General features: G+C 53.4%; 17 protein-coding genes. 15 read left to right on the top strand and 2 right to left on the bottom strand.

Annotated features, from left to right (window positions below; genetic code table 11):
* Nucleotides 1–32: 32 nt before the first annotated feature.
* Together ACTNE6_RS09115 and lptD are read right to left on the bottom strand one after the other, a co-directional pair.
* A complete protein-coding gene (locus ACTNE6_RS09115; protein WP_194969970.1) occupies nucleotides 33–1,322 on the bottom strand; it encodes a peptidylprolyl isomerase in 1,290 nt (429 codons plus the stop codon).
* A gap of 12 nt (nucleotides 1,323–1,334) precedes the next feature.
* Complete coding sequence (gene lptD, locus ACTNE6_RS09110; RefSeq protein ID WP_442499434.1) at nucleotides 1,335–4,163, bottom strand: LPS assembly protein LptD; 2,829 nt, start codon at nucleotides 4,161–4,163, stop codon at nucleotides 1,335–1,337.
* Nucleotides 4,164–4,415: 252 nt separating this feature from the next.
* Here lptD and ACTNE6_RS09105 point away from each other — a divergent pair, with 252 nt between their 5' ends.
* The 15 genes from ACTNE6_RS09105 to ACTNE6_RS09035 all read left to right on the top strand — a co-directional run bounded on the left by ACTNE6_RS09105 (nucleotide 4,416) and on the right by ACTNE6_RS09035 (nucleotide 22,113).
* The gene (locus ACTNE6_RS09105; protein ID WP_442499433.1) at nucleotides 4,416–5,369 is read left to right on the top strand and encodes an aminoglycoside phosphotransferase family protein; all 954 of its coding nucleotides are present in this window, start codon (nucleotides 4,416–4,418) and stop codon (nucleotides 5,367–5,369) included.
* Complete coding sequence (murU, locus tag ACTNE6_RS09100) at nucleotides 5,366–6,049, top strand: N-acetylmuramate alpha-1-phosphate uridylyltransferase MurU (protein WP_442499432.1); 684 nt, start codon at nucleotides 5,366–5,368, stop codon at nucleotides 6,047–6,049. The genes ACTNE6_RS09105 and murU overlap by 4 nt, the downstream gene beginning before the upstream one ends.
* Nucleotides 6,042–6,251, top strand: coding sequence for a dodecin (locus ACTNE6_RS09095; RefSeq protein WP_434483375.1), 210 nt, complete (start codon nucleotides 6,042–6,044; stop codon nucleotides 6,249–6,251). Before murU ends, ACTNE6_RS09095 begins: the two co-directional genes overlap by 8 nt.
* A gap of 1,154 nt (nucleotides 6,252–7,405) precedes the next feature.
* Nucleotides 7,406–8,044 (top strand): DUF4255 domain-containing protein, encoded by a 639-nt coding sequence (locus ACTNE6_RS09090; RefSeq protein ID WP_194969965.1) that lies wholly within the window; start codon nucleotides 7,406–7,408, stop codon nucleotides 8,042–8,044.
* Nucleotides 8,041–8,250 (top strand): hypothetical protein, encoded by a 210-nt coding sequence (locus tag ACTNE6_RS09085; RefSeq protein WP_442499431.1) that lies wholly within the window; start codon nucleotides 8,041–8,043, stop codon nucleotides 8,248–8,250. Before ACTNE6_RS09090 ends, ACTNE6_RS09085 begins: the two co-directional genes overlap by 4 nt.
* Before the next feature lie 24 nt (nucleotides 8,251–8,274).
* Complete coding sequence (locus tag ACTNE6_RS09080) at nucleotides 8,275–10,236, top strand: phage tail sheath family protein (RefSeq protein ID WP_442499430.1); 1,962 nt, start codon at nucleotides 8,275–8,277, stop codon at nucleotides 10,234–10,236.
* 52 nt (nucleotides 10,237–10,288) lie between these two features.
* Nucleotides 10,289–10,726 carry a phage tail protein gene (locus ACTNE6_RS09075; RefSeq protein WP_442499429.1) on the top strand — a complete coding sequence of 146 codons (438 nt, stop codon included), beginning with the start codon at nucleotides 10,289–10,291 and terminating at the stop codon, nucleotides 10,724–10,726.
* 12 nt (nucleotides 10,727–10,738) lie between these two features.
* Nucleotides 10,739–11,176, top strand: coding sequence for a phage tail protein (locus ACTNE6_RS09070; protein WP_442499428.1), 438 nt, complete (start codon nucleotides 10,739–10,741; stop codon nucleotides 11,174–11,176).
* Nucleotides 11,177–11,196: 20 nt separating this feature from the next.
* The gene (locus ACTNE6_RS09065) at nucleotides 11,197–11,382 is read left to right on the top strand and encodes a DUF5908 family protein (RefSeq protein ID WP_442499427.1); all 186 of its coding nucleotides are present in this window, start codon (nucleotides 11,197–11,199) and stop codon (nucleotides 11,380–11,382) included.
* The gene (locus tag ACTNE6_RS09060) at nucleotides 11,382–12,077 is read left to right on the top strand and encodes a CIS tube protein (RefSeq protein WP_442499426.1); all 696 of its coding nucleotides are present in this window, start codon (nucleotides 11,382–11,384) and stop codon (nucleotides 12,075–12,077) included. Before ACTNE6_RS09065 ends, ACTNE6_RS09060 begins: the two co-directional genes overlap by 1 nt.
* Nucleotides 12,074–13,840 (top strand): type VI secretion system tip protein VgrG, encoded by a 1,767-nt coding sequence (vgrG, locus tag ACTNE6_RS09055; protein WP_442499425.1) that lies wholly within the window; start codon nucleotides 12,074–12,076, stop codon nucleotides 13,838–13,840. Before ACTNE6_RS09060 ends, vgrG begins: the two co-directional genes overlap by 4 nt.
* Nucleotides 13,841–13,849: 9 nt before the next feature.
* Nucleotides 13,850–14,119 (top strand): PAAR domain-containing protein, encoded by a 270-nt coding sequence (locus ACTNE6_RS09050; RefSeq protein ID WP_442499424.1) that lies wholly within the window; start codon nucleotides 13,850–13,852, stop codon nucleotides 14,117–14,119.
* A 4-nt stretch (nucleotides 14,120–14,123) separates the two neighbouring features.
* The gene (locus tag ACTNE6_RS09045) at nucleotides 14,124–14,567 is read left to right on the top strand and encodes a GPW/gp25 family protein (RefSeq protein WP_331821503.1); all 444 of its coding nucleotides are present in this window, start codon (nucleotides 14,124–14,126) and stop codon (nucleotides 14,565–14,567) included.
* Nucleotides 14,567–18,418 (top strand): baseplate J/gp47 family protein, encoded by a 3,852-nt coding sequence (locus ACTNE6_RS09040; RefSeq protein WP_442499423.1) that lies wholly within the window; start codon nucleotides 14,567–14,569, stop codon nucleotides 18,416–18,418. The genes ACTNE6_RS09045 and ACTNE6_RS09040 overlap by 1 nt, the downstream gene beginning before the upstream one ends.
* The gene (locus ACTNE6_RS09035; RefSeq protein WP_442499422.1) at nucleotides 18,415–22,113 is read left to right on the top strand and encodes a hypothetical protein; all 3,699 of its coding nucleotides are present in this window, start codon (nucleotides 18,415–18,417) and stop codon (nucleotides 22,111–22,113) included. Before ACTNE6_RS09040 ends, ACTNE6_RS09035 begins: the two co-directional genes overlap by 4 nt.
* The last annotated feature ends 37 nt before the right edge of the window (nucleotides 22,114–22,150 follow it).

Genomic DNA, 22,150 nt, shown 5'->3' with positions numbered 1-22,150 from the left:
TTTTACAATCGATCACTGTTAATCGCGATACTTTAGAGCCTATCCTGATAAATTTCCACAAATGCTTCATCACGCAGCCTGCGCACCCAAAGCTCGGTTTCTTCTTCAATTTTCCGTTTGCGTATGGCGTCCCTGACCAGATTCTTTTTGAACTCGGCACTATTGTCCTTGTTTTCCCGATCCAGCACTTGAATCAAATGCCAGCCGAACTGTGTTTGCACAGGCTCGCTGACTTCATTGACGGACAGTTTTGTCATGGCTTCCTCGAACGGCTTCACCAGATCGCCTGGCCCCACCCAATCGAGGCCGCCGCCTTTTATTGCCGAGCCTTTATCATCAGAATGAGCACGCGCCAGCGCTGCGAAATCCTCGCCGTTGGCCAGCCGCTCTTTTAGTGCGAGCAGGCGTTTTCTTGCTTCCGCATCGTCAATTAATTCATTGGTTTTTATCAAAATATGACGGACCTTGGTTTTGGTTACCATATGGTGATCCAAGGAACCTTTCTGCTCCAATAACTTGACGATATGAAAACCGCTGGGGCTGCGGATAGGATCGGCTATATCGCCCGGCTTCATTTTACCGACCTCCTCGGCAAACATGGTCGGTATATCGCCCATGGACCGCCAACCTAAATCACCGCCTTTCAGGGCATTGTCGCCATCTGAATGAGTCATTGCGGCTTCGGTGAAGTCCTCGCCCGCGCGCAGTTTTTCAACCAGACCATCGGCCTTAGCCTTGGCCTTTTGTATTTCCTTCGCGGATGCGGCTTCCTGAACGGCGATCAGTATATGGCCGAGATGATATTGGGTAGACTCTTCGCCAATCTTGTCCTGCGTTTCCATGTAGTGCTCGACCTCTTTGTCGGTCACTTTAATGCGTCCGCCTATTTCCCTGCCGCGCAATTGGCTGATAATAATTTCATTGCGTATATTGTCCAGAAAGCTTTGATAGCTGATGCCCTGCCTTTCCAGTTCGGACCGAAACTCAGGCAGGTCCATATTATTTCTTTGGGCGATCTCGGCTGCCTGGCTGTTCAGCATTTCCTCACCGACCGTAATGCCGGCTCTCTCGGCCAATTGACGTTGCAGCTTATCGACAATCATTCTTTCCAGCACTTGCTTGCGCAGGATAAAACTCGGCGGCATAGCTGCGTTGGATGCCTCGATCCGCTGCCTTACAGCTGCCGCCTCCCGCTCCAGTTCACGGTCAAGAATGACATCATCCTCAACGACGGCGATAATTTTGTCCAGCACTTCAGCGTGCGCGGCATAACTGCTGAAAAATAAACTACACAACAGTACAGGTACAATCAATCTTTTCATATTTTCTGAAAATTATTTTTCCGGTTTCCGATAACCATAAATATTCTGTTGGAAGAACTCATCCAGTTTTTCTCCAACGCCGGTCAAGCCTTTAAGCTCTACTTGGAAGAACACGCCAGTCTGGCTTTCGCCTTCTACATCGAGCGCGCTTAACTCAAGATCACTGACAGCCGTATCGCCAAATGCATTAACGATGGCACTGTTAACCCAGCGACGACCGATCAAGCGGAAACGCCAGCAACAGTTTTCTTTTTCGATGCCAATAAAGCTCTCCCGCGTGGCATTATTAAGCAAAGAGTATTGCCAGCGACCCACCGCATACCAGTCATTGTATACAGGCCAATGGAATGAAATGTCGCTCTGGATAATATCATTCCGCCGGTCAGGAAAAGTCACTACCGTATTTTTTCTATACCGATAACCTAAATTGATAATCTCATCAGGCTGATTGATATAGTGAAGCATGACGTCGCCTCTGACGACGTCGTTTATATCGGGATTCCATTGAAGACCGCTGTCAACCGATAAATGATCCGTAAACTGGACATTTAGTTCACTCACTAGGTTCGAAAAGTTGCCGGTTTCAATCGGTCTGTCAACCCTGCATAATGGCGAGTAATAATTACCGCCGCACAAACCGACTTCTCTATCCCGGAAATAGAAAATCTCGCCGATATCGAATCTTAGCCTTTGTTTGCCGGTTTCAGGGTCAATCAGACGTGAAGTAATGGCGGCCGTAACCTGGTTGGCATCCTGTACCCTGTCGTTACCGCTGAAGCGGTTCTCTCTGAACAAGCTGCTGAAATTGAAATCGTAGAGTGAAGTATCGAACAATGGAATATTGTCCTGATTTTCCTTAGGAATATACAGATAGAATAACCTTGGCTCTAACGTATGTGTAAAAGCGCTGCCGCCGAAATCGAAATCGCGCTCAAAGAACAGGCCGCTGTCGACAGAAGCTATAGGCAGCGCTCTGGAAATGGAATCCGACTGGCCTATATTGGCAGGTTGCTGCTCGCTTAACTCATATTGCGTGTACTGAAAGGAAAGCTTGGGCTTTAAAAAAGCGCCGGCGGTTTCCATCGGAAAGCTGACTGACGGTTTAACGTTAAATCGCTGACCATTGACCAGTTTTTCATGCTGAAAATAAACAAATTCGGCGTTCATACCCGTATCGAGCGGCATGAAATCGAAGCTTCGATTCAGGTTCAATATACTCTGAGGCAATCGCCGATAAGGACGATTCTGCGGCGCTATGACTTTATCAATATTTTGATAATTATCCACGCGATTGATGAAAGAAACGCCTTCATTAATATATTTGATATCTGCCTGACTATATAAATAACTTAAGTTGGTCAAGCTTACCGCATTGCCTAATTCATTGAAGTAGTCCTTATCAGATACATAATTGAGATCAATATGTGAACTGATATGCTTCGTAAAGCGAGCATCGTTCAAAAGTCTTGCAAAGTACCGGGATTCATCGCGCAGGGAATCGTCAGGCATAAATTCGAGACTTGCCTTACCCCTTGTCATATGGGTCAGATAACGGAAATCGCCTGCCAGTAAAACGCCTCTTTTTGTCAGATAACGAGGCCTTAAAGTCGCATCATAATTAGGTGCGATATTCCAGTAATAAGGCACTGAAATATTGAATCCGGCGTCCTGCGTACTACCAAAAGAAGGCGCCAGAAAGCCCGATATCCTTCTGTCATCGATAGGAAACGAAAGATAAGGCGAATAAAATACCGGCACGCCTTTAAATTCCAGCCAGGCATCGTTGGCCGAGCCTTTACCGGTTACATCGCTCATTTTAAGTTCGGACGCATGGACCACCCAATCCTGATTGCCGGGGCGACAACTGGTGTAGGCAACATCTTTATAGCGCGACAACTCCTTGCTGTCGCGGTAAACGGCTTTCGCCCGCCCTCTGATCGGTGCGGCCGGCGATATAAACACCGTATCCCTTAATTTGGCCTGATCGGTAGCTAAATTGAGCATGGCCGTATCGCTGTATAAAGCCAATTCATCTTCGCTGTAATACACATCGCCTTGCAGGTCAACTGTTTCCGAAACCGTATCATAAGTCGCCGTATCCGCCAGGATATGCTGATCGGCTCGGTGGATCTGGACATTGCCCCAATAACTGCTGATTTCAGTATCGAAAAGCTCCGAATAGTCCGACCGGACCTCCAACGATGACGTTTCGCGCAAGTGTTTTTCCGGCACAAACTGCGGCGATACCGGCGTATCGACCGAACAGTTTGCCCACGGATCATATTTCAACTGCGTCTGCAAAGTGTTAAAGACCCGCTCCTGTTCTGAATCGAAAGCCGGATCCAGCAGACGGAATTGATGTTCATCCGCAGCAACAACCTGCGCCTGGCCTTTTGGATCAGTGCCGACCAGGTTACAGCTCCAGTTCTGATTCTCCTCGCCGGGCGCACAACTCCATCCCGGTTGCAGCTGCTTTTCAGTAACTCTGGCGGTTTTGTTTTCAGTACCTTTTATCTCAACCGGAACAGGCTCGTTGGCATCAGTGATGACCGGGCGCTTGACTACAACCTGCCGCTTATCCTGTTCGTGTATCACCGGCTGTTCATTTTCCACGGATTCGGTCTCAGCCGGCTTGACATCTTCATCGGGCTTCGCCAAGGCCGGTTCAGCATCTTGGACGGGCTCAGGCGTAACGGGTCGGGTTGCTTGAGCGGGCTCGGGGGCAGCCGGCTGCTGCACACTCTGAATAGGCTCGGGAATTGCCGAAGGCTGCGCTTCCTTAACTGGCGCAGTCTGAGCCGGCGCCTCGCTTGCTTTCTCGGCGGGTTTTGCTTCACCCACGCAAACCCACCCCTTGCCGTCTTTGCTTTGTTCGCAATTCCAGGCTGCTTCGTTGGCAGAACCGGCAGATGTGTAGAGAGAGGGTAAAAAGACCAGGAATAGGCGGCGACGCATAGAGGATATAAGTTTAGTAGCTTAATGAATCACAAATCGAATAAAATGCTGAATTAGACATTTTACCTTAATTTGCCGCAGCATTATAACTAAACTCCACTATTCTACATGATGCCTGAAGACTTAAGAGCACTATCCATGCTCGACTGGCTCGAAAATGATCTGCTATTGGATATCCATTCTTGTGAACCCGCCTCCAGTGACGCCAGCTTCCGACGCTACTTCAGAATTAAAGCGCCGCAAGGACAATTCATTGTCATGGATGCCCCGCCGCCCCAGGAAAAGGTCGAGCCCTTCGTCAGAATTGCTGACCTGCTGGCGCGTTCCCAGGTCAATGTGCCTACGATATTTCGGCAAAACCTCAGTAACGGATTTCTACTGCTTGAAGATTTCGGTTCGCAGTGCTTTCTCGATCAATTGAATGAAAATACTGCTGCCGGTTTATATCAAAGCGCTTTCGACAGCCTTTTCAAACTGCAAGCCAATACGCCGCAGCTCGACAGCGGACTGCCGGCCTATGACGAGCCGTTGCTGAAAAGAGAGCTGGCCATTTTCGACGACTGGTTCTTGGAACAGTCACTGGACATCGCCATGCCTGAGCCGCTACGAAGCAGCCTGCATGACATACTGATCGCATCGGCACTGGAACAACCGACAACGTGCGTCCATCGCGATTATCACTCGCGCAATTTGATGGTGCTGGACGCCGATTCGCCCGGCGTGATCGATTTTCAGGATGCCGTTATCGGGCCAGTTACCTATGACCTGGTGTCGTTGCTGCGCGACTGTTATATAGCCTGGCCCACATCACAGGTTGAGCAATGGATGACGCACTATTACCAGCGACTCCTGCAGGCAGGCCTTATCGATTGCGATCTGCTTCGCTTTAAACGCTGGTTCGACCTGATGGGCATGCAGCGGCACCTGAAAGCCATCGGCATCTTTTCGCGCCTGCACATCCGGGATAACAAATCCGGTTATCTGAAAGACATACCGCGCACGCTGAATTACGTCACCGCCGTTTGCGCAGCTTATCCTGAGCTGGCCGATTTTGGACGGTTTCTTCACGAACAGGTCTTGCCCAAACTATGAAAGCCATGATTTTAGCGGCCGGGCGCGGCGAAAGAATGCGCCCTTTGACCGACCATACCCCCAAACCCCTGCTGACCGCGGCCGGCAAGCCGCTTATCGAACATACGATCGCGCAGCTCGTAGCGGCGGGCTTCCATGAAATCATCATCAACCACGCCCACCTGGGCCGGCAAATTGAAGAGCGTCTCGGCAACGGCGATCAGCTCGGCGCCGTCATCAGCTATTCGCCCGAAGGCGAAGAAGGCCTGGAAACAGCCGGAGGCATCATCAACGCCCTGCCCTTATTGGGCGATGATGCCTTTTTAGTTGTCAACGGCGATATCGCCACAGACTTCCCGTTTGCTGAACTGAAAAGCCTGAATATTGATCTGGCTCATCTGATTTTAGTCGACAATCCTGAGCACAACAGGCAGGGAGACTTTGGCCTTGACAGTGCCGGCAATGTCATTGAAAGCGGCGCCGAGAAATTCACCTTTAGCGGCATTGGTCTCTATCGGCCTGAACTATTCAGCAATATGCCGGTCGGAAAAATAAAACTGGCGCCATTACTGCGAGCAGCCTTATCGGAACGCAGAGTATCGGGGCAAAAATTTGGCGGCTTCTGGATGGATATAGGCACGCCGCAGCGCCTTAAAGAACTGGACCTTTACTACACGCAAAGAGAGAGCAATCATGCCTGATCATATTTATAAAAAAATAGAACTGACTGGCTCCTCAACCGTCAGCATGCAGGAAGCCATCGAAAACGCTATCAGCAAAGCTTCCCAAACCCTTCATGACATGCGCTGGTTTGAAGTCGTCGAGACGCGCGGCAATATACAGGGCGGCAAGGTTGCCCACTGGCAGGTTACAATAAAAATCGGATTTGCACTGACCGAATAACGATATTAACTGTCGCGCTTTCGTGCTAATTTGGGAAAGACAGTAAACTGTTCGCTTATTGTGATTGATAGGCTTATGCCATAAGCCTATCCAATCGCATTGCAGCGCAAGAACTGGCTTCGCTGTTCGATGCCGAACAGAAACTGGCTAATCCCCACAGCGTCAGGCCGGGCATTTGCCGAAACGTTTAGTCATACGAAATAAGGCAAACTTTCCGACGGCACCACGTTGCTCACATAGAGATAGGGGCTCCGCAGATTTGAGTGATCGCGACATTTGCCGCCAGCCTGGACTAGGGACACATAAATGAAACAAGCTTTAGAAAAATAACGTCTCCTGACTCAAGCCAGTCTATACCTTTAAGCAGCGCGCGGACCAGCTTCAATCACTTTTTATGCCTTGTTGGCGACCGAAGTCGCCTTTACAGGCATTAAATAGTTTCTCTCCTTTTTAGATTTCCTGCCCCGCCTTCTCGCCAATCTCTCCAGCGATGCTCTAATTCCTTCATACCTGCACTGTATCGCCTAAAGTACCTACTCTTAGTGCTTTATTGCCTACATCCTTATAGGCATCCTGGTTGTAAAATGGATATTTACGACAGAACCTCAGATAATCCCAATCCTATCGAATATCATTACTTACTCTTAAATTTATTCAGCAATTACAATTAATTAAATATTGCCAGTTTTCAGAAATTGAAAATAATTGACTCTTATCAATTTTAAGAGTAAAAAAATAGCGACAAAAAAATTTATTAAGTATTGGTATTTTATATCCCAGTTTTCTTGATTCAACCCGCTCTTGCGGACATGGCATATACAGCAATTCGAGAATGTCAACAACAATGACATAGTATTTTAATAATAAATAAAAAACATATTTATCATTATTTTCAAAATAGTGGGGCTATTTGTAACGTAAGTGTGAATCCGGCTGCTGGCGGGATTAAATTTAAAATTAATAAAACAAAAACTTACGATCAATTTAAATCTCTGATATTCATTAGCTTAGCAGGCAGGATATCGGTAATTATGTAATGCGGAATATAATTGCCGTGTTCTTAGTATGGATTTTAATTGAGTTTTAGTATTTTTTATTAATACATATACTGTTTATATATCCAAAAATAAGGTTTTATAAGACGGATTTTTTAGATGATTTCGCACGCATTAACTATTGTAATCAACGAGATGAACCGGCACCTTGATGATGTTTTTCAAATGGCTATGCCCGCTGTCGGCGTAGGTAATTTAGCGGAAGGGTTTGTCAGCGGTTCCGGAAATAACGGGGTTGCGAGAGACATGCTCATCTTATCCATAATTAATATCAGGGAAGAAAAAGCACTAAAAAATCTGCCCAATTATGTGAGCGATAAGGATTTACTAAAAGTCAGATATGAAAACGCTCCTGTTTTTCTCAATCTCCAGATACTGGTTTCAGCCACTCACACCAATTACAGTGATGCGTTATTGGCATTGTCCAGAGCCATTTGTTTTTTTCAATATAAGAACGTATTCACGCAAGACAACGTATCCCCCAACTCAATAACAGCCAATGCGCCCAATAACCCTCTCGATCAATTGCAATCGTTTAAATTGATCTTTGATTTATATTCCCCTTCAATGGAGGAGGTAAATCATTTATGGGGAACGCTGGGGGGAAAACAGTACCCGTTTGTTATATATATGCTGCGCATGCTGGATATGAAGTTCGCTGCGGTGCAAAGCGAAGCCAAACTTGTCACTGAAGTGGCCAGGAAACTCTCCCACAAAGAACCGGCAGCAGAATCATGAACGCACGTTTAAGCCGCTGCCAGCCATTATTTCAGGCGCATATTCTCCTTGATACCATTGAGCCCGTGCCACTGCCGCTGACTTTTTTGACCATGCCGGCTCAAATCAGCGCAAAAATAAGGCCGTCTCAAGGCTTAGGAATATCCCAACCCGATGTAATTGGTCCCCCCAAAGCGTCAGGACTTAGCTCCGCAATCTTTGAATAATTTAAAACTAAACGGTGAAAAAACATGGCAACAGCTTATAAAACCCCCGGAGTCTATATCGAAGAAATTTCCAAGTTTCCTCCTTCAATCGCGGGGGTGGAAACGGCGATCCCTGCCTTTATCGGTTATACCCAAAAAGCGGACAAGCTGACGCCAGGCGATTTGCTCAATAAGCCGACCAAGATCAGTTCGATTGCCGAATACGAGACCTATTTCGGCGCCGGTGCCACCCCGAGCGTTGCCGATGTCCGCCTCGACGACAACAGGAATTTCAAATCGGCTAGCCTCCAGTCGGTGTTTTATCTCTACGACAGTCTGAGGCTGTTTTATGCCAACGGCGGCGGCGATTGCTACATCGTGTCCGTGGCCACCTATGATTCGGCCGCCAAAACCGCCGGCGAATTCACCGCCGCCGGCAAAGGGATCGCCGCGCTGGAAGCGGTCGACGAACCGACCATTCTGGTTTTGCCCGACAATTCACTGCTCACCACTGGCACCGACTTCTACACGGTTTATAGCGCCGTGCTTGCGCAATGCAACAGTTTAATGGACCGCATAGGCCTGTTTCACCTCAAGGAAAATGACCCCAAGGGCAGCGAATTCCGCTCGAATCTCAGCAATGAAAACCTGAAATACGGCGCGTCCTACTCGCCTTGGCTCACGGTCAATTTTCCTAAAAATCTGCAATACCGTCACTTCAAGGATGTCTTGTATGTCGGTTCGACAAAATTCAAGCTGGCCGACCTGATCAGCGATAATGCCACCAAAACTCTGATCGGCGAGTACGATCAGATCATCGCCGACGGCAACACCATTGCCACTGCCAGCCAAGTCCTGGCAACGCCCTCCAAAACGTTGCGCGATCAGTTCACGGCCCTGGAAGGCGCTTATCAGGCCAACAAAACCCCGCCAAACCTGGGGGCGCTGGTCAACTTCATCTTTGAAGTGGCGCGGAAACTGGATGTCCTGGTTGGCGCGGCGGCCGGCTCGGCAAGCAACACCAGCTTTAAGAACGATCTCAAGACTTTGATCAGCTCAACGCTGAAAGCCACTTACAGCAGTCTGATCGGTTACGACAAGGAATTGGCGACGAAAATCAGCAGCAATGGCTACACTGTCCGTTTCAGTACCGGCACCGTGCCCACAGCGGCGGAATGGGGGGGCATTTTTGCGGATAATCCGGCAGTGCCCGCCAGCAACATCATCCCGGCTTCAGCCGGCAACAACGCCGAGCGCATGGAAGCTGTGATTCCGGCACTGCGCAGCGTTTTCGAGCAGGTCAATAATGCCTGGCTCGTTAACGTGGTCGCCGGCGCGCAGGTGCTGGAAAAGCAAAAACATGACGCCTTGCAGTCGGTATCACCGTTGTACAAGTCGATCCTGGCCGGACTGCAAAACAGTAACACCAACATTCCGCCTTCAGGAGCCGTAGCGGGCATTTACGCCTATGTCGACCGTACCCGCGGGGTCTGGAAGGCGCCGGCCAATGTCGGCATCTCAGCTATCATCGGCCCCAAGGATACGTTTACCGCATCGGAACTGGACGCCCTCAATGTCGACGTCAATAGCGGCAAGTCGATCAATGCCATCCGCAGCTTCACCGGCAAGGGCACCTTGGTTTACGGCGCGCGCACTCTGGCCGGCAATGACAATGAATGGCGGTACGTCAATGTCCGGCGCTTTTTCAACTTTGCCGAGGAATCGATCAAAAAAGCGACCGAGCAATTTGTATTTGAACCCAACAATGCCAACACATGGGTACGCTTGCAGGCCATGATCGAGAACTTCCTGACAGTACTCTGGCGCCAGGGTGCATTGCAGGGCATCAAGCCGGAGCACGCATTTTATGTTGCCGTGGGACTGGGTAAAACCATGACGCCGCTGGACATTCTTGAAGGGCGCATGATCATCGAAATCGGCATGGCCGTCGTTCGCCCCGCTGAATTCATCATTCTCCAGTTTTCGCACAAAATGGCTGAATCTTAAGCAACCGTACTAGAACGATTTATTATTTATCAAGCGCATAAGGATAAACATCATGGCACAAGAATATCCAATTCCCCGATTTCATTTCCAGGTCGACTGGGGCGGTGCAAAAATGAGCTTCACTGAAGTGACCGGCCTTGTCATGGAAAGGGAAAAAATCGAATACCGGCACAGCGACAGTAAAGACTTCAACAAAATCAGCATGCCGGGCATGGTCAAGAACAACAATATCACCTTGAAGCGCGGTAAATTCGAAGGCGATTTTGACTACAACACCTGGCTGGAAGAGATCGCCAACGAGCGCGTCAACGGCCGGCGCGATCTGGTGATCCGGCTGCTGAACGAGAAGCACGAGCCCGTCGCAGCCTGGGCCGCCGCCCGCTGTTTTCCGGTCAAGGTCACGGCGCCCGATCTGAAATCCGATGCCAACGAAATCGCGGTGGAAACCCTGGAAGTCGCCCATGAAGGACTGAAACTGATGAAGGTGTAACCGGTAGACGCCATGGTCGATTACTACCCTCCGCTGGGCTTTTATTACAAAGTCGAATTCGGCATCAGCCAGGACAAGAACGACGCCCGCTTTCAGTCGGTGTCGGGCTTGTCGGTCGAATACGATTACGAGACGTATAAGGAAGGCGGCGAAAACCGTTTCGAGCACAAATTGCCGGTACGCAGCAAATATACCGATCTGGTGCTGAAGCGCGGCATGTTGACCGACTCCAGCGTATTGCAGTGGTTTCTCGACGCCTTCAATCAGCGCAGCTTCAAGGCCTCTGACGTCAACGTCATCTTGATGAACGAAAAAAGCGAACCGCTGCGCACCTGGAAAATCGCGCATGCCATCCCTAAGAAATGGCTGGTCAGCGACTTGAACGCCAACGAAAGCGCGGTGGTAATCGAAACCCTGGAACTGACCTACCGCTATTTCACCATTCAATAGTAAACAGGCTGCGCTAAGTTATGCCCATCGAGATCAAAGAGCTGCATATCAACGTCACGATAGACGCTACGCCCCAAACTCCGAATGCCGTTGGCCCGGCCGGCGGCGGTGCGGCCGTAGGCAATAACGAGATCGATAAGGACGCCATCATCGCCGAGTGCGTCGACCAGGTTCTGCAGATCCTGCAAAACAAAAAGGAACGCTGATGGCCCTGGAAAAGATGCTGATTCTGGCTTTCGAAACCGCGCAGGACGCCGAAAGCGGCGGCCGCGCCGAAGCCAAGGCCGAATTCGAAGCCCTGATCAACCCGGAAAGCTACACCCTGGACTACAAGGTCAAGACGGCCGACAGCCAGGGCCAGGGCACCAGCGCCGCGCAATCGCGTTTCGAATACACGCTGCCGGAAGAGCTCAGCTTCGAATTCCTGTTCGACAACACCGGCATCATCGACGATAAACCAAAGCCCGACGGCATCTTCGACGACGTCAACCGCTTCCGGCAAATGCTGACCGCTTATCAGGGCGATTCGCACGAGCCTTACCACCTGAAACTGGTATGGGGCAACCTGTTGTTCAAAGGCCGGGCGGTGGAACTGGGCATCAGCTACAAGCTCTTCAATCCCGACGGCCAGCCGATCCGCGCCATCGCCAAAGCCAAATTCAAGGGCAGCATCGAAGAAAAAAAGCGGGCTTTGAAAGAAAACAAAAGCTCGCCCGATCTTAGCCATATCCGCAAGGTCAAGGCCGGCGACAACCTGCCGCTGATGTGCCAGCGCATCTACGGCGATCCCAAGTATTATCTGCAGATCGCCCAGATCAACGGCCTGCATAACTTTCGCCACCTCGTGCCCGGCACAGACCTGATCTTTCCGCCGCTGGCCAAAACCGATAAAGCCTCGTGACTAACCAATCGACCATTCCAACCCCGGCCTCGCCCGATGTCTGCACGGCGGCGATTCTGATCGACGGCGCGGAAATTTCCGGCGAATTCCATGTGCTGTCGATCTATGTCAGCCGAGAGCTCAACCGCATCCCTTCCGCCACGGTACTGCTGCAGGACGGCGAGGCGGCAAAAAGCACTTTTGCCGCCAGCAACACCGAGCATTTCATCCCCGGCAAGGCCATAGAGATCCAGCTCGGTTACCGCGCGCAGAACGAGACCGTGTTCAAGGGCATTATCGTCAAACACAGCATCAAAATCCGCAAAAACGGCAGCCAGTTGAGCATCGACTGCCGCGATGAGGCGGTGAAAATGACCATAGGCGCAAAAAGCCGCTATTACCTGGACAAAAAGGACAGCGACATCATGGAGGAAGTCATCGATGCCTACGGCCTGCAAAAAGATGTCAGCGCCACCCAGGCCGAGCTGAAGCAAGTCGTGCAATACGATGCCAGCGATTGGGATTTTCTGCTCTGCCGCGCCGAAGCCAACGGCATGGTCATCAAAGTCGAGGACGGCAAAATCGGCATCGCGCCGCCCGCCGCCAGCGCCGCCTCGGTACTGAGCGTGCAATACGGCGCCAGCCTGCTGGAGCTGGATGCCGAAATCGACGCCCGCTGGCAAAGCCCCGGCATCAGCGCGCAAAGCTGGAACGCCGCCGACCAGGAAGTCCTCAGCACCGACGCCAGCGAACCGGCCACCACCGACAACGGCAATCTCAGCCCTGACGCCCTTGCCGAAGTCATCGGCGGCGACCCCCATGCCTTGATACACGGCGGAAAACTCAGCCAGCCGGAATTACAGGCCTGGGCCGATGGCCGCCTGCTCAAGGAACGGCTGGCCAAAGTGCGCGGCCGGGCGAGATTTACAGGCTTTGCCGGCGTCATGCCGGACAAGGTGATCGAAATCACCGGCATCGGCGAGCGCTTTGAAGGCAAATTGTACGTTTCCGGAGTACGCCACAGCTTTGCCAAAGGCAGTTGGGAAACCGATGTGCAACTGGGCCTGAATCCGGAGATCTGCGCCGAAACCTTCAATCTGCGTCCGCTGCCGGCCGCCGGTTTACTGCCCGCCATCAGCGGTCTGCAAATCGGCATTGTCACGGTGCTGGAAAATGATCCGGACGGCGAAGACCGCATCAAACTGCGCGTGCCGACGATCAGCATGTCGGAAGAAGGCATCTGGGCCCGTATCGCCACCCTGGACGCGGGCAAGGAGCGCGGCACCTTTTTCCGCCCCGAAATCGGCGATGAAGTCGTCGTGGGTTTTCTTGACGACGATCCGCGCCACCCGGTAGTGCTGGGCATGTGCCATAGCAGCGCCAAGCCCGCTCCGGAGCCGGCCAAGGACGACAACCACCGCAAGGGTTATGTCAGCCGCGAAAAAATGAAGCTCACGTTCGACGACGAGAAAAAGGTTATTACCCTGGAAACCCCGGGCGGCAACAAGATCCTGCTCTCGGAGGAAGACAAAGGCATACGTTTCGAAGACCAGAACGGCAACAAAATCACGCTGGACGATAACGGCATCGTCATTGAAAGCAGCAAAGACCTGATCCTGAAAGCCAGCCAGGACATCAAGCAAGAAGGCATGAACATGGAATTGAAAGCGCAAACCGCACTTAAAGCCACCGGCACCAGCAGCGCCGAAGTCTCCGGCGCCAGCACCAGCATCAAAGGCAGCGCCACCACGGTGATTCAGGGCGGCCTGGTCCAGATCAATTAGGAGACAGCCATGCTTCCCGCCGCACGCGTCAGCGACATGATCGTCAGCCCGGCTACCCAGGGCGCCCCTACCCCGATTATTCCGCCCGGTGCGGCCACGGTGATGATCGCCGGTCTGCCGGCGGCGCGCGTGGGCGACAGCTGCGGCGCCGATGCCATTATCAAGGGTTCGGCAACCGTAATGATCGCCGGCCTGCCGGCTGCAAGAATCGGCGACTCAACAGCCGCCGGCGGCGCCATTCTGCCGCCTGGGGCCACGACTGTATTAATCGGCGGCTGACATCATGGCAAACTCTTTTCTCGGCCGCGGCTGGTCTTTTCCGCCCACCTTTAATCGCAGCAATGCCGGCGTCGAGATGCTGGCCGAGGAAGCCGATATTGCGTCCAGCCTGGAAATCCTGCTCAGCACCCGCCCAGGCGAACGGCTGATGCTGCCGCAGTACGGCTGTAATCTGGATGAGCTGTTGTTCGAAAACCTGGACACGCGCATGAAGACATTGATGGCCGACAAAATCGAATCCGCCATTCTCTATTTCGAGCCGCGCATTCTGCTCGACGGCGTAAGATTGCGCGAAGATCAACAGTTGGAGGGCGTGGTGTTGATCGAGATCGATTACCGGGTCAAAACCACCAACTCCCGGTTCAACTTCGTCTATCCCTATTACAAAACAGAGGGCACCGACATTAATCTCACGACAACCGTCAATTTGCTACCGGATGGGGCCTGATGATGGCGAACGATTGCAATCAGAACACCAACCCCTTGAAGCTGATCCATGAAGGCACACGCCAGGATCAACGCTTCCTCGCCGAACTGAACCCGGCTTACGCGCCTGTCGATGCTCACAAACTGCAACATGCGCTGGTGTTTGCCAAAGCCTATGCCCGGCATCTGCAATTTTACGATGCCGGCCATAACGCCAGCGGCACCTGGGAGGATTTTTTCGGCGGCAATGACGCGGTGTTGCTGGCGATTGCCGCAACCCAGGATATCGGCTATTACCAGAACACCCTCAAAACCAGTTTCGATTTTTTGAATAACCGGAGCAACGCCGTTTCCGGCGCAGACGGCAGCGCCGAGAAAAGCCGTAAAGACAACGCCCTGAAGCAGCACTTAGGCTGCCTGTTCAGCGCCATCGCCAGCCTGGCTGCGCAGTTGGATCAGCTGAAATCGCAGTTAAGCGAGCAAACCCTGCTCAAACCGGTGCTGGGCAATCTGATCCGCAGCCAATTGGCAACGAGTTTCCGGAACCTGATCGCTTATCACAAAGCCTTTCCCGGAACCGATCCGGTGTTTGCCGATGCGCGTCCGGAACTGGTGATTTTAGGCGCCAGCGCCGGTGTTTTCAGATCCATCGAGCAGGCCAGTTTCTCCAGCGACTGGATCACCGGCGGCCACGCCAACTGGAGCGATTATGTCGCCGCCATTGCGCCCGATGCTTCGTTATACGGGAGCAGCGGCGATGTGTTCGAGCGCCTCAACCACATCGCCACCCACAATCTGTTTACCTCCATTTTCGATCAGTTTCTGAAAGCCTACGCCCGCAGCGTCGGCGATGCGCAGCAGGCGTTGCAAGACAGCCTGAGCCGGCGCAGCGATCATGAACCTCACTACGCGCTGTTTCTGGCATTTCTGCAACTGTTCGAATACGCGCGGGCCGAAGTCAACACGCTGACCGGACGCCATCTGGATTTTTATTATCGGGAAGTTCTTAAACTCAAGGAAAAACCCGCCGAGCCGGGCCGGGTTCATCTGCTGGTGGAACTGGCCAGACAGGCCGACACCCATCTGATTAACCGCGATACGCTGTTCAAAGCCGGCAAAGATGCGTCAGGGAAGGAAGTGGTTTATGCCGCTGACCGCGATTTTGTCGCCAACCGGGCTAAAGTCACGGCCCTGAAAACCGTTTATCACCATAGCGACGCCGGCGAAACCGGCCTGAAAAACCAGCATAACGGCCGCTTGTTCGCCTCGCCTGTCGCCGATTCTGACGACGGACTGGGCGCCAAGCTGACTTCGGCGGATCACTCCTGGCATCCGTTCTTTAACAAAGTTTACAGCCTGGGAACGCTGAGCGAGATCAGAATGCCCAAGGCCGAAATCGGCTTTGCGCTGGCCTCGCATTATTTGTTGCTGTCGGAAGGCCGCCGCACGATCACGCTGATCTTTCCGGCCCCGTTGCCCGACCGCATCGGCAGTACGGATCTGCTCTGCTTTGTCAGCGGCAAAAAGGACTGGATTCCGGTAACGGCAAGCCTGCCCAATAAACAGCAAATCGTGTTGACGCTGGATGGCTCGGCCCCTGCCATCACCCCTTATCTGGCTAAAGTCCATGGTTACAGTCTGGATACCGATTTGCCGGTGTTACTGGTAAAGCTGGCCCACAACCCCGGCCGCAATTTTGCCTATGACAAACTGAAAACGTTGCGCCTGAACCAGATCCTCCTGACCGTTACGGTAAATGATCTGAAAACGCTGACGGTCAGCAACGATTTCGGCCCGGTCGACACCAGCAAGCCGTTTCAACCTTTTGGCGCTTTGCCTGTGTCCAACAGCAGCCTGATTATCGGTTGCAAGGAAGCCTTCCAGAAGCGGCTTGTCGAATGCACGCTCAAGCTGAAATGGCAGAATCTTCCTGCACCCTACCCCGACGCCAAAGACGTAGAAATAGGGGCGGAGTTTCTGAAAGCCGGCACCTGGGAGGAGATCAAGGGCCTGCAATTCCCTGTCACCGGCAGCCAGTTGAAGCTGACGGCTGATCTGAGCCGCGCGTTTGCCGATATCCCCGGCTTTTCAACATCGACTGCCATTGACGATGCCTGTTCAAGCCGCCCGTCTGCCAATGCCCCGAGTTCTCAGGCCCCGGCAATCACTCACACAGCCGATCTGAGCCGGCTGTTTGTCGATGCCCCCGATCTTTCAGCGCCGACGCCTTTCGACACGGCATCCCGGCATGGCTATTTACGGTTAAGACTACTGCAGGACTTTGGGCAGCGCCAATACGAACAGGACTTGATCGATTACATCACTGGCTCTTCCACCGGGACTGCCAACGCTACCGGAAGCGCTGCCGCCAAGGCTGCCGGCGTTACCGGAAGCCCTGCCAAGTCAAAGCCAGTCCCGCCCGTAGGCCCTTTCATCAGTGAGCTGACGCTGGACTATACCGCTGCGCAACTTCTGACGTTTAAAAGCGTAGATCAAGCCGGCTTCGAAAACCGCCAGGCGCGTTTTTTCCATCTGGCGCCGTTCGGACAGGCCGAACAGCATCCGTTTCTGAAAATCGCCGCGCCCGATCCGGCTATTTATTTGCTGCCGCAGTTCAAGCACTTTACTGATACCGCCGGTCAGGCGGCCGAATTCTACATCGGCGTCAGCGATCTCAATCCGGGGCAGAACCTGGCGCTATTATTTCAGGTAGCTGAGGGTACCGCCGATCCGTTATCCGTCAAGCCGAAACCGCAGCATATCCACTGGAGTTATCTGCGCGACAACGAATGGATAGACTTTGCCGCCAACGCTATCCAGGACGGCAGCCATGAACTGCTGCATTCCGGAATCATTACCTTGCAGATACCCGCCGATGCTTCCGCGGCCAATAGCCTGTTGCCTGCCGGACAGTACTGGATCAAGGCCGCCGTCGCCAGCGAGAGCGATGCCGTCTGCCGCTTGCAGCGGGTTGCCGCCCAGGGCTTAACCGCCACCTTCAGCAACCGGGATAACGATCCGGCGTTTCCGGCCACTGCCCTGGCAGCCGGCTCCATCCGCAAACTTGCCATCCCGGACGCCGCTGTCAAAAGCATACATCAGCCGTTCCCCGGTTTCGGCGGCAAGGGCGCCGAGCAGGCCGATGCCTTTTATACCCGCGTCAGCGAACGCCTGCGGCATAAAGACCGGGCCATCGCGCTCTGGGACTATGAGCACCTGATTCTGGAAGCGTTTCCGCAAATTTATCAGGCAAAATGCCTGAATCATACCTGTTATGACCAGGACAACGGCAGGAACATCTATCGCGAACTAGCCCCCGGCCATGTCACGGTCATTACCGTTCCGAACCAGCAATTTCACAACGAGCGCGATCCGTTGCGCCCTTACACCAGCCTGGGGCTTCTGGAGGAGATCAAAACGTTTTTGCAAAAACGGCTGCCGGGAACGGTCCAGCTGCATGTCAAGAACCCCCAGTTCGAAGAAGTCGAGGCGCGTTTTAAAGTCTGTTTCAACTCAGGCCTGGACAAAGGCTTTTACACCAGCCGGTTAAATCAGGCCATCACCCGTTTTCTCTCGCCCTGGGCATTCACTGAAGACGGCAGCCCCAACATTGGCGGCAAGATTTATCGTTCGGTATTGCTCAATTTCGTTGAGGAACTGCCTTACGTCGATTATGTGACCGATTTTCAATTGGCCCACCGCTATCCGGCCCAGAGCGGCGACGGCACTGAAACCAGCATTGCCGACAATGCCGTGATTACCGGCTCCAAAGCGATTTCCATACTGGTTTCCGCCCGGCAGCACAGCATCAACCCTATTGATCCGGTTCAGCAATCAAGCACCGGCGCCGCCTGTCCGTGTGAATCTGTATGAGCAAGATACCTGACACCCTAGAAAAACATGCCGAGCTTTCGCCCGCTGCCGACTACTACCGTCTGCGCCGGGAGGGCATCGGCTTTATCGCACAATTGGCCAGCGACACGTGGACCGATTACAACGCCCACGATCCAGGCATCACTCTTCTGGAAAGCCTGTGTTATGCCATTACAGATGTCGCTTACCGCAGCCAGTGGCCGATAGCCGATCTGCTGACATCTGCCGCGCCGCCGGCAAACGCAGCTCAGCCTTACCCCGACCAGGCTTTTTTTACTGCCCGTGAGATCCTGACCGTCAACCCGGTAACCCCTGACGACTTTCGCAGGCTCCTGATCGATCTGGACGCGGTGCGCAATGCCTGGGTATTCAGCCAATCTTGCAGCTGCGATTTCGATTATTACGCCTGGTGCGACAAAAAACACCAGCTGCGGCTTGGCTATAAAGCGCCGCAAACCGGGCAACAGGCGCCGGTAAAAGTGGCCGGTCTGTACGACGTTCTGCTGGAACTCGAAGCCGATCCGGAACTCGGCGATCTCAACGATCACAAGATTACCGCCAGCTATCAGGTCTTCGACAGCGAAGGCCGCCCCCATGCCACGCTCGTAGAACTGCGCTTTCCAGATTGGCAGACGCTGCAGCCCGAACAGCAAGCGCCGTTTTTCAGCGATGCGCCGCTCTCCGCGCTGACCGTCACCCGGCTGGGAGCCAACAAAAGTTACGATGTTCTCAGCGATAACACTAAAGAAGCGGATTCAGAAAAGGACAACTACCTGCGCGATCATTGGCGCCAGGTCTTCTATGTCAGTTTCACGATCGCTTTCAGCGGCAATCAGCAATCAGTCATCGTACATGCCGCGTTGCGCATGTTCGGCGATGCTGCCAGCCGAAACCTGACCACGCTGGCGCAGCTGACAGACATACTGGAGGATGCCGGCGCCTCGGGCCTGCTGCAGCGCTACCGCCAAAAACTCAAAGCCGCCCGCCAGGCGGTAAATGACGCCAAACAGGCATTGCAGCAGCATCGCAATCTGGATGAAGACTACTGTCATGTCAAGGTGGTGGATATCGAAGACGTGGCAGTCTGTGCGGACGTAGACGTCAGGCCGGATGCCGACATCGAACGGGTGCAGGCCCGGATCTGGCTTGCCATCGAGCAGTATTGCAATCCGCCGCTGGAATTCTACAGTCTGCAGGAACGGCTGGCCGGCAATGCGCCGGTGGAAGACATATTCAACGGCCCCGCCTTAAGTAACGGCTTTATCGGCAATGAGACGCTGGCCGCCTCCCAGTTAAGAACGGTGCTGCGCACCTCGGATATCATGAACCGCTTAATGGATATGGACGGCATCGTCTCGGTCAACAACCTGCTGCTGACCAAATACGACGCGGAAGGCAATCCGGTTACCGGCGCCTCCGATCCCGGTTACGGCACGGACAACAGCAACAGAGTCAGCGCCAGCTGGCAACTGTTGATCACGCCGCAGCACCAGCCTCGCTTCCATCGGCACTTGTCGAGCTTTGTGTTCTTCAAAGACGGCCTTCCGCTTCGGCCCAGGGCCGACGAAGCCTTGTCAACCCTGATACAGTTGCGCGGCGAACAGAACCGTCCCAAAGTGCGCCCCCAAACGGCAGATGGTGAAGATCTGGCCGCGCCTGCCGGCGTATTTCGCGACCCGCTCGACTACTATCCGCTGCAATACGGCCTGCCCCCGGCTTACGGAGTGGGCGCTGAAGGTTTGCCCACCCACGCCTCCGGGCAGCGCCAGGCCCAGGCCAAACAGCTTAAGGCCTATCTGCTGGTATTCGAACAAATCATTGCCAATGCGCTGGCGCAAATCGGCCAGTGTGCGGAATTGTTCTCGCTCGACCCGGCGGCACAGCGCAGTTACTTCGTCAAGTGCCTGAACGAAGAGATCATCAAAGGCTATAACGAGGTGACCGATGGCCTGAACCTCGACGCCCTGGAACAAATGACCGAAACCGAAGAGGAATTTCAGCAGCGCCGAAACCGCTTTCTCGACCATTTAATGGCCCGCTTCGGTGAACAATTCAGCGAATATGCGTTGCTTTTAACCCGCAGGCAGGGATTGCCCTTCGCGCAACGTCGTCTGATCGAAGACAAACTGACATTTCTGAAAGCCTATCCTGCCGTCAGTTCTAACCGCTACCGGGCCTTCGACTATAAAACGCCCGGTATGCAAGGCAATGCGGCGGGGCTAAAAAAACGCGTCGCGCTGCTGCTGGGCTTTCCTGACCTGGACTTTGCCTGGACCCAAACCGAGCCTGACGCGGCAGGCTACGCAATCGCCTATCAACTGAAAGATACGTACCGCATCTGGTTTGAAGGCGACGTTAAACTCGAGGCCGATACGCCAGAGGCAGCGCAGCAGCTTGCCTACGCCAGCCTGATTACCGCATTCAGCAAAGCGGACGCGTACCTGATCGAACCGGCAGGCGCTGACAGCCTTGAATACCATCTCTTGCTGCAGGATGCGGACGGCCAGCCGCTCGGGCAAGCTGCCGACCTATTCGCCAGCAAAAGTCAGGCCGAGGCATTTAAAGACGAATTGTTAAGCTGGAGCGCCGATCAACGCGCCGTCATCGTCGAGCATCTATTGCTGCGCCCCAAATTTCCAGGCGATGCGCTCTACCCTGCCTGCCCCAGCGGCGACTGCGCGGCCTGCGGCGACGAAGATCCCTATTCATTCCGTTTAACCTGGGTGATGCCCGGCTGGACAGCGCCTTACAATAATGATCTGGAAATGCGCGACTTTGCCGAACGCACTATCCGCAAAGAAATGCCGGCGCATCTTCTGGCCAAAATCTGCTGGGTGGCGAACGACGGTTTCAGCCGGGACGAGGCGCTGATCCAGAGCCTGTCTGCGTGGTTAATCGCCAAAACCGTCGGTCCCGATGATAAAGCTTTGACGAGGCAACAGACCGACAACTGCGCCCTGGCCATCTATGCCTTGTTCGACCAAACATTTACCGACTGGCATCGAGACCACGCCGCCACGTTTTTCCAGCCGGATGTGCTGAACAACAAATTGCAGACCTTATTTTCACCGCTGACAACCGACGGGCTTGGCTGCGCCGCCCAACTGGACAGTGCAAAGTGGGACGAGATTAAAGTGTCGATGGCCAAGTATTTTCAGCAACGGGTTATCGGCGGCCGGCAATTCGAGCGTTTCCAACAGGCCTGGCAGCAATGGCTGGTTGTCAATCGGCGCTTCGACTGGAGCGAGGAACGGCTTTCCGAGCAGGTGCGCGCCATCCTTAAAGCCGGCCGGCTTGACGGTCCGGTGGCCGATTTATGCTCATGCAGCGCCAGCATTCTCGGCAGCTACGGTGAACATTTCCATCAATGGCTGACCGGCAAAATGCTCAACCGCGTTATTCCTCAGCCCTGGAATGAGCAGGATTTCGCCGATTTCACGCCTTTGACCCTCTATTTGCCGGCGCTTTGCAGCGGGCTGACCTTTAAGCCGGACACCGCGGAAAAGCTCCAGCAGTTGCTTGACAACCGCTACGCCGGTTACCGGGAAGTATCTTACGCCTTGCACCAAGTCGTCACCTTATTGGCCGCATTGGACAATACCTATCCGCAAGCTACTTTACATGATTATGATGACGGTAGTGATCAGAACCCGGTACGGCTAGGCAGTACCGCTCTTGGTTCGCAGCACACCTGAACTCGGCCCTATTCAACCATCTGATAACGGTAACATC

It is taken from the genome of Methylobacter sp. sgz302048 (genome assembly GCF_052162025.1).
GTDB lineage: Bacteria > Pseudomonadota > Gammaproteobacteria > Methylococcales > Methylomonadaceae > Methylobacter.
Note: the sequence above shows the minus strand (reverse complement) of the source record. Positions and strands in the feature narration are given on the sequence as shown.

Coding starts and splice junctions, on each gene's coding strand:
- ACTNE6_RS09050 (WP_442499424.1), top strand. CDS start 13,850: ATGCTTCCCGCCGCACGCGTCAGCGACATGATCGTCAGCCCGGCTACC.
- ACTNE6_RS09060 (WP_442499426.1), top strand. CDS start 11,382: ATGGCCCTGGAAAAGATGCTGATTCTGGCTTTCGAAACCGCGCAGGAC.
- ACTNE6_RS09040 (WP_442499423.1), top strand. CDS start 14,567: ATGATGGCGAACGATTGCAATCAGAACACCAACCCCTTGAAGCTGATC.
- ACTNE6_RS09115 (WP_194969970.1), bottom strand. CDS start 1,322: ATGAAAAGATTGATTGTACCTGTACTGTTGTGTAGTTTATTTTTCAGC.
- ACTNE6_RS09070 (WP_442499428.1), top strand. CDS start 10,739: ATGGTCGATTACTACCCTCCGCTGGGCTTTTATTACAAAGTCGAATTC.
- ACTNE6_RS09035 (WP_442499422.1), top strand. CDS start 18,415: ATGAGCAAGATACCTGACACCCTAGAAAAACATGCCGAGCTTTCGCCC.
- murU (WP_442499432.1), top strand. CDS start 5,366: ATGAAAGCCATGATTTTAGCGGCCGGGCGCGGCGAAAGAATGCGCCCT.
- ACTNE6_RS09065 (WP_442499427.1), top strand. CDS start 11,197: ATGCCCATCGAGATCAAAGAGCTGCATATCAACGTCACGATAGACGCT.
- ACTNE6_RS09075 (WP_442499429.1), top strand. CDS start 10,289: ATGGCACAAGAATATCCAATTCCCCGATTTCATTTCCAGGTCGACTGG.
- ACTNE6_RS09090 (WP_194969965.1), top strand. CDS start 7,406: ATGATTTCGCACGCATTAACTATTGTAATCAACGAGATGAACCGGCAC.
- ACTNE6_RS09080 (WP_442499430.1), top strand. CDS start 8,275: ATGGCAACAGCTTATAAAACCCCCGGAGTCTATATCGAAGAAATTTCC.
- ACTNE6_RS09105 (WP_442499433.1), top strand. CDS start 4,416: ATGCTCGACTGGCTCGAAAATGATCTGCTATTGGATATCCATTCTTGT.
- ACTNE6_RS09085 (WP_442499431.1), top strand. CDS start 8,041: ATGAACGCACGTTTAAGCCGCTGCCAGCCATTATTTCAGGCGCATATT.
- ACTNE6_RS09095 (WP_434483375.1), top strand. CDS start 6,042: ATGCCTGATCATATTTATAAAAAAATAGAACTGACTGGCTCCTCAACC.
- ACTNE6_RS09045 (WP_331821503.1), top strand. CDS start 14,124: ATGGCAAACTCTTTTCTCGGCCGCGGCTGGTCTTTTCCGCCCACCTTT.